The sequence below is a fragment of the Pontibacter sp. SGAir0037 genome (genome assembly GCF_005491705.1).
In the GTDB taxonomy this organism is placed as follows: Bacteria; Bacteroidota; Bacteroidia; order Cytophagales; family Hymenobacteraceae; genus Pontibacter.
In genome coordinates, this window is sequence record NZ_CP028092.1 from 948762 (window position 1) to 961059 (window position 12298).

The 12298-nt window shown below is 43.0% G+C and carries 9 protein-coding genes; 3 read left to right on the forward strand and 6 right to left on the reverse strand.

Translation table 11 applies throughout. The annotated features are described in order from the left end of the window. Window positions 1–96: 96 nt before the first annotated feature. The 3 genes from C1N53_RS03820 to C1N53_RS03830 form a co-directional block, all read right to left on the reverse strand. Window positions 97–795 (reverse strand): outer membrane beta-barrel protein, encoded by a 699-nt coding sequence (locus C1N53_RS03820; RefSeq protein ID WP_137758062.1) that lies wholly within the window; start codon window positions 793–795, stop codon window positions 97–99. A gap of 13 nt (window positions 796–808) precedes the next feature. Further along, the gene (locus C1N53_RS03825; RefSeq protein ID WP_137758063.1) at window positions 809–1450 is read right to left on the reverse strand and encodes an outer membrane beta-barrel protein; all 642 of its coding nucleotides are present in this window, start codon (window positions 1448–1450) and stop codon (window positions 809–811) included. Window positions 1451–1580: 130 nt separating this feature from the next. Continuing rightward, entirely contained in the window at window positions 1581–3443 is a 1863-nt protein-coding gene (locus C1N53_RS03830; RefSeq protein ID WP_137758064.1) for an LTA synthase family protein, read from the reverse strand. An 833-nt stretch (window positions 3444–4276) separates the two neighbouring features. Here C1N53_RS03830 and msrB point away from each other — a divergent pair. Further along, window positions 4277–4795 (forward strand): peptide-methionine (R)-S-oxide reductase MsrB, encoded by a 519-nt coding sequence (gene msrB / locus C1N53_RS03835; RefSeq protein ID WP_137758065.1) that lies wholly within the window; start codon window positions 4277–4279, stop codon window positions 4793–4795. Between the two features lie 64 nt (window positions 4796–4859). Here the strand turns inward: msrB and C1N53_RS03840 are convergent, their stop codons facing one another. Next, window positions 4860–5246: a hypothetical protein gene (locus C1N53_RS03840; RefSeq protein ID WP_137758066.1), complete on the reverse strand. Its 387-nt coding sequence runs from the start codon at window positions 5244–5246 to the stop codon at window positions 4860–4862. A gap of 394 nt (window positions 5247–5640) precedes the next feature. Here C1N53_RS03840 and C1N53_RS03845 point away from each other — a divergent pair, with 394 nt between their 5' ends. After that, a complete protein-coding gene (locus C1N53_RS03845; protein WP_137758067.1) occupies window positions 5641–6315 on the forward strand; it encodes a response regulator transcription factor in 675 nt (224 codons plus the stop codon). A gap of 173 nt (window positions 6316–6488) precedes the next feature. Here the strand turns inward: C1N53_RS03845 and C1N53_RS03850 are convergent, their stop codons facing one another. Further along, window positions 6489–9083: a PAS domain-containing protein gene (locus C1N53_RS03850; RefSeq protein ID WP_137758068.1), complete on the reverse strand. Its 2595-nt coding sequence runs from the start codon at window positions 9081–9083 to the stop codon at window positions 6489–6491. A 129-nt stretch (window positions 9084–9212) separates the two neighbouring features. Then, window positions 9213–9653: a response regulator gene (locus C1N53_RS03855; protein WP_137758069.1), complete on the reverse strand. Its 441-nt coding sequence runs from the start codon at window positions 9651–9653 to the stop codon at window positions 9213–9215. Between the two features lie 416 nt (window positions 9654–10069). Between C1N53_RS03855 and C1N53_RS03860 the strand changes: the two genes are divergently transcribed. Next, on the forward strand, window positions 10070–12241 hold the full coding sequence (locus tag C1N53_RS03860) for a response regulator (RefSeq protein ID WP_137758070.1): 2172 nt from the start codon (window positions 10070–10072) through the stop codon (window positions 12239–12241). The last annotated feature ends 57 nt before the right edge of the window (window positions 12242–12298 follow it).

Genomic DNA, 12298 nt, shown 5'->3' on the forward strand with positions numbered 1-12298 from the left:
CGTAGCTGTACTAATACACATAGCAGAAGAAAATAAAAGGGCAGACAATAATTTCAAATCTCCGTGCTTGCTTTAAGCAAGCACGGAGATTTGAAATTATTGTCTGCCTAAATAATAAGTAAGGCCATAGTTTAGCGTAGCACTTGAGAAATCAAAGTTGAAGCTATTACTTTTAGAGGTATAATCATCTTGAAAATTGATAACTCCATTCAATAGTTCTACATTTTTTGAATCGTAGGTGGTTTTGCTAAATCCTAGTAATCCTAAGTTTAGGTTAAGCGCAAATTTAGGTGAAATAAAACAGGTGATACCAGGTGATACACCAGCTGAGAAGTATCGAGAATCTGATTCATTAGATCTTGAGGGAATAGCTGAAGTTCCTGTATATATTGAATTGAACTGTGTAACAGTTTTGTTGTACCCCACAGAAAGCACTGCATGTAGAGCTATTTTATCTAATAAGAATAAATATTGTTTTGCATATGCATTATAGCTAAATGTTCTATACCTATCATCAGAAGTATAAGGAGGGCCAAGAGACAACCTATCATTTGATATTCTTTCCCTTCCAAAATTAAAATTGGCCCCAACCTCTAAATTGTCTTTGATAAATATACCGACAGAAGGACCTAATTCATAATTTTTAACTTTTTGAAAGGTTGAGGCATCTCTATCCTCATATGTGGAATAAGAGTAGGCAAGGGTTCCTGTAAGAGCAATGCTTCCTTTTGATATTTGAGCTTGTAGATTACTATAGCAAAGTACAGCAATTAGTAATAGTATTACCTTCTTCATTATGTACATCTACTTAACGTGCTATAAAATAACTAAGCCCTATTCCAAAACTGCTAAAAGATAAATTTGCATCAAACTTGCTGGATACGGAACGATCATCATTTTCATAAAGAAGTTTAGTACTTTGTCTACTAAAGGAAATGTTACCAAAGGATGCTGTTAATCCTAATTTTGGGGTGGCAAAGTAGGTAAGCCCGGGATATAAACCGATAGCGTAATTATTTGTATTCTGAGTAAGCTCGTCTGCGGAAGAAGTGTTACTATATCTCGTTTTACCTAACCCTGCTGAGATATAGCCAGTACCGTGTAAAGATAATTGTTCTGTCAAAGCTACATACTTGCGCAAATAGACTCCTAATGTAACGCTATTATTTTTAGATATATTTTCACCTGTATCATAAATTGTCTTTCTAAGGCTAGAGGTTATACCAACACTAATGCCTGCTTCAGTTCCATCTGAAATAAAATATCCAACAGAAGGTCTCAGAGCTAGATTTCTGTTTGTATCACTTATAGTTGTTGGTAAACTTGATGTGTTACCATTGCTGTTATAATAACTTACGGAACCAGAAACAGCAAAGGTACCTTGAGAGGTTTGTGCGAAGACTCCCGTGCCCAACAAAGCCAGGAGTGCAGTTGTAAATAATGTTTTCATATTTGTTTTTTTGATGAACTAACACCTATGCAACAAATATGCCATTATGATTATATTTTAATATGTTAAATTAAATTATTTCTTAGAGCCGTTATAGTATGGGTAGTTTAGGAAGGGATATGTCTTATCTTCACCTGTTAACAGCACTGAAAGGGAGTGTAGGGGGCTGCTTTTTAAAATAATCCATCCTGATCAGCTGGTCGGATACTTCCCAGGCTTTTTTCAGGTGGTTAATTGCTGTAGTATCGGTTTGTGTGGTGTCTCCTAGCACCATAAAGCTGGCATTAATGGCAAACCTGCTCTTTTGAGTTGAGAGAATACTGCTGCCAAGCCCGCGCCAATATTGAACTGGTGCACCTGCGAGATCCATCAGTGTTGGGTAAATGTCTATTTGGCCAAGGGTTTCGGTATAGGTAAGTGGTTCCGCTGTATTTAACACGAGTAAGGGAACATAACAGTTCTTCGACATAAGTGCTTTGGCATCCGTATTCTTTAGCAAACTGCTGCGTTGCCCGTAGCCGAACGCTTCATGATCTCCAACAAAAACAAAAAGCGTATTTTCAAATAAACCTGCCTCTTTCATGCCTTTTATAAAATTGCCGATGGCAAGGTCGGTATAATGAACCGTCTGCATGTAATCAGCAAGTATAGCCGGAAAGGAGGAAGGAATATGGAGCGCTTTTTTATCCTCGGGCAGTTCGAATGGAAAGTGGGAGGTAAGCGTAATCAGTTGTAGGAAGAACGGCTGCGGCAGTTTTTTTATTTTTTCCAAAGACTGTGCAAAAAAGGAGGCGTCGCTGAGGCCCATGCCCACTGCATCCTGCATATTGTAATGCTGACTTGCTATCAGAGAATCAAAGCCCATGGCAGGGTTCATCTTTCCCTGGTTCCAAAATGAAGGCTTATCGCCCACCAGCGTCATTGCTTTATAAGAAGCTTTTTCTTTCAATGCTTTTGCCAGCGACATGTAACTGTTATCAGGATATTTAAAGAATGCGGCACCATTGTTCAGAGGTAATAACCCGGTATTGATAAGCAGCTGCGCATCGCTTGAGCGTCCATGCTTTGTCTGAGGCACTACGTGCGGAGCATACAGGCTGTGGGAAGCTTCCGATTGAATTAAAGCATTGAGATGCGGGGTTATTTCCTGCCCGTTAACACGGCTGCCTATTGTCCAGGATTCCAGCGACTCTACCAGAACCAGTACCACGTTTTTGGCAGTAGTATCGGCCCTATGTGCAAAGAGGCGCTGGCGTGCCGGTAGCTGATGCTGCTCCAGCCATTCATTTACAGCAGAGATCTCTTCTGCCATAACAGGCTCTTTGGGTAACAGGAACTCACTTGCCTGCCACATCCAGAGCGAAAAGATGCCGTAGTTCCGGGCTGCCTGGCAATGGTCAATATTAAAAACTTCAGGCTTTTGCAGAATACGGTTATGGAAGTTGTAATGCTGAAAGCCGTTGTAGAGGAGGAGACAAACAATAGGGAGGGCACTCATGTGAAGTGCGGTTGTTCTGGGATAAAAAGCTTCTACGTTCAGCTTTTTGCGGAAATGGAAATTATAGAGCAAAGCGATCAGGAGCGTTGGAAGCAGCAGCGATACGTCCTCCAAATTAATAGAGGCCAGTATACCTGATAAAAGGCTGCGCAGGTTTCCTAATTCGGAGTAAGCACTGAAAGGAATAACCGTATAAAAAGTGCGGTAATACCAAACGTTGGCCAATAAAAGCACATCAACAAAAATAATAGTACTGAATAGCAGAAAAGCATTGCCTTTCCGAACCAGGATGTAGGGGATAGTGAGCAGCAAACTCCAGGCTAAGGTAAAAAGATGAGGAGGAATATTGTTCCAGAACCTTAAGGGGAGATGCTGATCAATAAAAAAATAAAAAATGGAGAATGTAAGATACAGGCTAAGAACAATTAATCCGTAAAAGATGATGTTCTCTTGAAAATATCTCCAGTTGGTAAAGGAGTAAAAGATTTTATACATAAATAGTTACTAAAGCTTAATACATAAGTTCTACATAGGTGCATAAGGGTGTCAGGCTTATTTTAAAGGTTGTTAAGGCAGTATTATTTAATTATTATCAAATTTAATTATTTATTGTTAATATACTAATTAAAATTTGAATGGTTATACTTATTTTATTTGAACGAAGCAATGCTATATTATAGGCGAAATACAATAAGAGCTGCAATTAGTGAAGGAAGCAGAAGATTAGTTAATTGAAAGAAAGAAGTATTATCTGGTAAGGTAAAACGTCTTGTAGTGTAACTGTTGTGCTATAGTAAGAACAAACGATTAAGAAGAGCGGAGAGAATGAAATTATATCTTTCGGAGGAAACATCGGCAATATTTCGAAGGTATATACTTTACCTTTTGCAAATCTTTGAGAGGAGGAAGTTGGAGCTAAGGAGCATAGCTTTAAGAAAAGATCAAATCAGGTTCTAAGTTTAAATTTCATTAAAACAAAAAAGGCTCTCCTTTATAGAGAGCCTTTTTATTATGATCAGTTTATAGAAAACTTTTCAACTTTTAGCCATCCTTTTATACGGAAGCATTTGAAAGGAGGTTTCGGCAGGTTGAAAAATATTTCATTTTTTGTTTCATTAACTCCTTGCGCTTATAGGTTATAACCTGGTAAAATTTAGCTGATAAATATTTACGAGAACATCCAGCGCTTTGCCCTGTTTCGTATCTGAACCAAGGTAATCCGGTTATGGTTAATAAGCTGGTGTTACTTAATTATATTTCCTTTTCGCATCATGATGCTGTTGCTGCGGGTAACACGGCAACTTCTTAAAACTGTTTTAAAAACTGATATGAAACCAACCCTCATCCTTCTTTGTGCTTTGATGTTTACTGTTTTTCAGAGCCAGGCGCAGAATCTGAAAACCAACAAAGGCCACGAGAACAATCCATATTATTCGAACACAGATACTACCAAACTGCGGGTGACGAATGCGCAGTGGAAAAAGATTTTACCGGCAGACTTGTATGCTGTGGCACGTGAAAAAGATACGGAGCGTGCCTTTACGGGCAAGTACTGGAAAACTGATACCAAAGGCACCTATTATTGTGCTGTGTGTGGTAATGTGCTGTTTAAATCTACGGCAAAGTTTGCCAGCGATTGCGGGTGGCCCAGCTTTTATGAGCCTATCCGGAAAAACAGCGTAAAATACGTAAACGATAACTCTTACGGCATGAAGCGGATTGAAGTATTATGCGCCCGCTGCGATTCTCACCTGGGCCATATTTTCGATGATGGTCCGGCACCGACTTATAAGCGCTATTGCATGAATTCGGTCTCACTGGACTTTGCGCCCAGCTTGGGGCTTTGATTGCTTTCAGGTACCAGTGCTATGGTAATAAGGCCAGCCGGTGTCTAGCAGCTGTTGGCCTTAGCTAGGCCCTGAGCCAGGCAATGGCCTCTGTCTTGTTGTTAAAGTTCTGTATGTCGAAAGGGAGAAGTCCTGCCTGCCGGATGTACTGCACATTGCTGTCGGATATAGCCTCTATCGTAGAGCTGGCAGACTGAAGCCTTGCAAGCTTCTGCAAGCGCGAGGCTGCTAAACCACTGGCCAGGTAAGAGGCAATTTCCCTGCTTTCCTGCTGGCCCACCGAAATAATGGTTCTGCTGGAGTCTAGCAGGATTTTCTTGATGTCGTAATTTTTTACAGTATCAACCAGGGTGTTTATACTATGCTTGATCTCGGGCATCAGGTAGTCGTGCAAATCAGGGTATAATACTTCCAGAATGTCTGTTGCCGGATCGTAATTCAATTTAATCAAACTGTTTTCAAAGAGAATCATCTCAAAAATATAGCGGGAACTAGGGCAAATATAAAAAGAATTATGACAATAAAGGTTTAAACATCAATTAGAAGTTGATAAAACATCTTTAATGCATCATTTGTTATCACAGTACTGTGGTAGCTTTTTATAGCATACCCTTAGTTTAGAAGTGTTGCAGACACATTTTCTTTTCTCGGTCATATTTGCAATATTGGCCTTGCGTAATCGTAATTAGTTTTAATAAACTTTATAGCCGGGCAGGCAATTTCAGAAAAGCAGAATGGCAGCAGGCTCCGTCGTAAAGCAAAACAACGTTACAACATTTTTAATTATATGTCTTGTACACCATTAGTGTCGGGTTGTACTACTTAAACGCAACAAGAAACTATTTATGAACGACAAATATCCTATCAGTGTGATACTGACAGATGATCATCGTATTGCCAGGGAAGGGATAAAAGTAATGCTGGGGCAGGACGAAGAAATCAAGATAATAGGAGAGGCCTCTAATGGAGAGGAACTACTAAACTTATTAGCCACGACTCCGGCCGACCTTGTGTTGCTGGATGTTCTGATGCCTGTAATGGACGGCCTTGAAACGGTGAAGCAGGTGAAGCTGCTGTATCCGCAAATACAGGTGCTGGCACTTTCTATGCTGCAGGATACAAAGCATGTACAGAAAATGATGGCGGCAGGAGCAGCCGGTTATGTGCTGAAGGATACTTGTAAAAGTGAAATGAAAGCAGCCATTAAGCTGGTATCAGGCGGTGGTCGTTTTATGTGTTCTAACCTGGCTCTGGATCTGTTGAGCAAAGTTGCTCTGCAGGATATCCAGGCAGGCAGTAGAGCAGTCGGTCCTGGTGCAGTGCTATCGGCCCGGGAGTTGGAGGTGCTGGAGCTGATTGCCGACGGGTATACAAACCTAGAGATAGCCGATAAGCTCTTTGCCAGTAAGCGTACCATAGAAACTCACCGTCAGAATATGTTGGAAAAGACCAACTCAAAAAACACCGCACAACTCGTGAAGTTCGCCATCGACAATAGCCTTATCAGCCTTGAAATCTAAAGTAGAGGTTAAGCTATAGAAACGGAAGTACTTTGGTATAAAACAAGAAAGGCTCCTCATAACGGGAGCCTTTCTTTATGATCAGTTTTATAGAAAACTTTTCAACTTTTAGCCATGTGAATTTACGGAGGCTGTTGAGAGGAGGTTACAGAATCACAGAAAAAATAAAAAAATTATTCTGCAGTTGTTAAAGCCAGGTCAGGCTTCCGGAAAAATACCTGAAATTCTGATCCTTTGCCTTCCGTGCTTTGAACTTCTATTTTGCCGCCTGCATTTTCGATGATCCTTTTTACCATATACAAGCCAATGCCCGAACCATCTACATGGCTGTGCAGGCGCTTAAACATGGCGAAAAGCTTTTGCTTGTGGATAAGGTCTATTCCGAGGCCGTTATCCTGAACCGATAGCACCTGGTATGCTTCTGTTTCATAGCTACGAATCAGCACCTCGGGCTGCCGCTCGGGAGCATGGTACTTAATGGCATTCGAAGTAAGGTTGTAGATAATGCTTCGCAGATTTTTCTCTGAAAAACGGATGCTTGGCAGGGCACTCACATCAATAGCTAATTGTGCCTTTGTCGCTTTTATGACCGGCAGCAGGTCCAGGCGTATATCTTCTATCAGGGTAGCCAAGTCTATCTCTGAGGCTGCCGAACTGTGCTCCTTTTGCAGCTTTGTAATGTCGGTCAGGTGACCGATGGTGCGTTTAAACCGCTGCACCGAATCCATTATATAGTCCAAGGTTAAGTTGATGGTTTCTGATTGCAGGCTTTCTGCCGGCAATTGCTCTTTCAACACCTCCACCAAGCCTTCTATGTTCAGGATTGGCCCTCTGAGGTCGTGGGAGGCGGTATAAATAAAATTATCGAGGTCTATGTTGGTGCGGGTAAGCTGTTCATTGGCAGCTACTAAGCTGGAATTGGTAATTGCCAGCTCTGTTGCCAGCTGCTTGGCCTGCCGCTCACTGGCCTCCACCGACTGGCGAGCCAGTTCCTGATCCGTTACATCCATCACCAACGTATAAAAGCCTATTACTTCCCCATTCCGCACATCCGGCACATAATCGGTGCGGATGTACTTGGTGAATCCTTCCCGGTAAGGCATGCGGGCATCAAAGGTTAGCCTTTCGCCCGCCAGCGCCCGGTCGATGTATTGTTTTACGCCACTATAGGCTTTCTCGCCTACAACATCCATTACCTTGCGGCCGATCAGGCTTTCCGGTAATACGTTAAACCAGGGAGTATAGGCTTTATTGGCGAACCTGTACCTTTCTTCGCGGTCTAAGTAACCAATGAGTACAGGCAGGGCATCTGTAATTAGCCTAAGCTGCTTGGCACTTTCTTCGCTTATCTTCTGTGCCTTCACCTGTTCGGTTGTTTCAAAGGCAAAAACCAATATACCGTCTATTTCTCCATTTTCGTTTCTCCTTGCCTGCTGTACATAATTAAAATAACGGTCTTCCATTAAACCGTCTTCCGGACGGGCAAGCGGAATCAAAAGCCCTTTTTCCTCGTGTGTATGACCCGTTTCGTATACCTGCTTAAAAGTTTTATATACCAGGTTGTCAGCTATTTCTGGCAGTGCCTCCAGCAGGGGCTTGTGCAATAATACGCGATTCGGGAAAAGCTGCTGATAACTTGGGTTTACAAGCTCATATACTAAATCTGGTCCGCGTAAGATGCAGATGGCGGCAGGGGCCTGCATAAAGAGGTTCTCGATGCGCTTGCGTTGTCTCTCAGATTCAGTTTTTGCCTGTTGCAGATCATGGGTACGCTTTTCTACGCGGGCTTCCAGTTCTTTATTGAGCTGCTGCAGTGCCTCCTGTGTCCTGTTGAGTTCCTTTATTTTATCGGAGAGTACTTCGTTTAAGGTTTGCACCTGCCTGTGGCTGTTCTCCAGCTCCTGCCTGGCTACAACCTGGGTTGTGACCTCATAAGCCAATACGAAAATGCCGTTAATTTTACCCTCTATATTACGGATTGCCTGGTAAATAAAGTTGTAATAGTTGTGCCCTAACGCATGGCCGGTGTTTTCGTGGTCGAGCTGCACCAGCATTTCATGTGCATGAAAACTCTCGCCGGTCTGATATACCTGGTCCAGCAGGCTCTTGATCGGCTGCCCCTTCAGTTCGGGCATGGCTTCTAAAATAGGTTTACCTAATAATGGCCGGTCTCCCACCAGCTGCTGATACAGAGGGTTTACAAGTTTAAAAGTATGATCGGGGCCTTCAAAAACACAGACCATTGCCGGTGCCTGTAACAAGATGTTCTGTAGTTGCTGGCGCTGCAGATCTGCTTCGGCCCGTGCCGCCTTTTCTCTTTCCTGGCTTTCGCGCAAAGCTTTTTCTGCGGCACTGAGCTCCTGATTGGAAGTATCGTTAAAGCCTACCAACAGCAAAGGGCCGCAACGCCGCGCTGAGAGGTTAAAAAAGTTATCCAGTCCGTCGTACTGGTAACTCACATCGTATCGCCCTGCTTCCCCTGTCTCAAATACACGCTTATAAAAATCAAATACACCCTCTTGCCTGGCTTTCGGAAAGCGGGTGAACAAGCTTAGGTTTGGATGCTCTGGCAGGCCTATCATCGCCTGGGCCGCCTTGTTAAGATATTCTATATGAAAGTCGACAAGTTCGTTATTTTCATCGTCGTAGATTGGCCGAAGAACATTAACAGCTGAAAAGGTAACATTCATGAGCGCCTGAAACAGCTCTTCTTGAGGAATCTCCTGTACAAACGATCGCGTGTTGGGAAGAGAGGCAGAATCGGACATGGTAACAAAGGTTGATCACAAACGAAGATAAGCAATAGAAGCTGCAATCGAAAATAAAGGATATTATAGTAGTTGGCCTTACCTGCTATTAAGTAAGGCCTGTACAAGTATCGGCAGGAAGTGCAATGATTATTTTTTATTGGCAACATGATCACGTACCGTGTCATCAGCCCAATACTTCTGATAGGCGTCCAGAAGTGTTTCTTTCGAAAGAGGCTTCTGGGTATATTCCTGAACCCCCAGTTCCATAAATTTTCGGATATCCTGTTCTTCACTATTTACAGCAAGCAAAAGAAACACAGCTCTTATCTTGCTCAGAATACCGATTTCCTGCAGATTTTCCATCATTTCAAGCCCATCCATTACCGGCATATGATGATCCAGTATGACAAGGTCCGGGCAGCTTTCCGGGCTGTTGTCACAGTGCTTCTGTATATATTTAAAACCGTCTTTCCCGTTTCGGAGCAACTCTATTTCTTCAGCAAAGCGCATTTCCCGCACAATCCTTTCATTAATGTAAAGCGTGGTGCTGTCATCATCAATCAGAAGTACTTTCCTTAATTTGTACATATTCGCGTTTCCATGATCAATGCTGGTTTTTAACGGTAAAAAGGCTGCTTTTGTTTAACTGATCAGCCCGGTGCCACCCACTCAGTTTGCGTTCAGAAATGGCTATATAATCGGCTAACGTATTGGTGGCAGCACGCTCCGCTATACGTGCAACAGCATTGGCAGCTGTATTTTCAGCCTTGGTTAGGTTTCTAAGAGGCTACATTTTTTATACCTGTTTCTAACGGAAAATCTATGGCAAGCATAGCAGGTATTACCCTGTAATTTGCTTATATTGCATGTTTATAATATAAGCAATAATGAATTGTTCTTGTAAGAGCTACTGCTGAGGTATAATAGCTGAATTATACTATTTAAGTGTCAGATAAGCTGGTTGAGCCAGGAAAAGATTCTATTGAAGATTAGAGATATACTCCGTGATAGTAGCCAAGTTAAGAAAAGATAGCCACGTAAGCGACCTGAAAGAGACTATTAAACGCAGCCAGCAGTTAATTATAATTTGCCTGTTTGTTTTTGCGGTGCACATAGTAATCAAAGTATGGCTGGAGCTTTACCTTTCAGCTGTTCTGATGACCAGCCTCTTTGGCGTTTTCAGCGCCTTGTTTATACTGAATAAGGGCGGTTATACGGAGCTTACCAAATCAGTCACCAATATCAGCGTAGCTGTTTTCCTGGTTTTCATGGCTTTTGCCGAAGGCTTACGGGCTTCAGCACATCTTTATTTAATAGCCCTGATCTTTTCCCGGCCGCTGCTGACTGTAAACGATGAGTTCTTCAATAAGAACAATATCATCCACTTTGTTTTTATAACAATCTGTTTCCTGGTTTGCATATTATTTGTAAATGATAACAGTTCGCTTCAGCCTATCCATGATTCAGTTTACAGAACCTTAACCCACATTAACAGTGTTGGTGTTTTCCTGGTGTGTATCTGTTTATGCCTGTTGCACCTCTACAATGAACAGAAGTATTATAAAGCACTGCTGGCAGAAAAAAACAGCGCTGAAAGTGTAAAGCAGGAAGCAGAGCGTGCCAGAAATGATGCCGAGAGTGCCAATAAAGCCAAAAGTGTTTTTCTGGCTACCATGAGCCATGAAATCCGTACGCCGCTGAATGGCGTGATTGGCATGACCTCCTTACTTTCTGAGACGAACCTGGATGCAGAGCAGCGGCAGTATACAGAAATTATACAGAGCTCCGGCAAGAATCTGCTCAGCGTCATAAACGACATCCTGGATTTCACCAAAATAGAATCCGGTAGCATGGAACTCGATTGCCACGATTTTGCCCTGAATGATGTGGTGGAAGAAGTGCTGGATATCTTTGCCCGAAAAGCGGCCTTGCAAAAACTTGACCTGATGTATCATCCAGCGCCGCAGGTGCCACAGCTGATGCACGGGGACAGTTTCCGCCTGAAGCAGGTGCTTATAAACCTGTTGGGGAATGCCATTAAATTTACTTCGAAGGGGGAGGTGCTGATTTCTGTAAAACTGGCGCAGTGGCAGCAGGACCGGTTTGAACTTCTGTTCGAAGTTGCCGATACTGGTATTGGTATACCTGCAGATAAACTGGACCGCCTGTTCAATCCGTTTACACAGGTAGATTCTTCTACTACACGCAAATACGGTGGCTCTGGTTTAGGGCTGGCCATCAGTAAACGTTTGGTAGAACTGATGCAAGGCACTATTGTGGCAGAGAGTGTGGTAGGGCAGGGAACAGTTTTCCGCTTTACCATTTTAGCGCAAGCGGCTACAGCACCGGCCCTTAATGTTAAGCACGATCTGGCAGAACTGGCAGGTAAGCACATCCTGGTAGTAGACGATAACCAGACAAACAGAAAGATACTGGAAAGCCAGTTGCTGCAGTGGGGGCTTTTGCCTTGTATATCTTCGTCCGGTAAAGAGGCTTTGTACCTGCTCGAACAGCAGCCGTTCGATATGCTGATTACTGATATGCACATGCCCGAGCTGAACGGGTTGGCCCTAACAGAGCTGCTGAAAGTAAAATACCCGGAGCTGCCGGTTCTGCTGCTGAACTCTATTGGCTATGAGATTGAAAGTGAGCATAAGCATTTGTTTAGCGGTATACTGAATAAGCCGGTAAAACAACAGGCGCTGCAAAGAGAAATGGTAAAGTCGCTAAGGCATGAGCCACAGGAGCAGGAGCCTCAAACCGATAAAAGAAAGCTGACAGAAGACTTTGCAAATAAATACCCTATGACAATTTTAATTGCGGAAGATTACCCGATTAACCAGATGTTTGCGCAGATGGTGCTCTCCGATTTAGGTTACGAGGCAGACCTGGTAGAAAATGGTGTGGAAGTGCTGCAGGCCCTCCAACAAAAAGATTACCAGGTCATCCTGATGGATGTGCAGATGCCGGAGATGGACGGACTGGAGGCTACACGCATTATTCGACGGGAGCATGCCTTTCAGCCCTATATTATCGCCACCACCGCCAATGCCATGCGCGAAGATCAGCAGGCTTGCCTGGCAGCAGGTATGGACGATTACATTCCGAAACCAATCGACATAGACGAACTTTTACTGGCGCTTCAGAAAGCAGCTACAGTAGGAGTGGGGTGTTGAAAATCTCTTATTGCAAAGCAGGTTTTAAGCATTAATTTTAACCGGTTTTTAACCCGG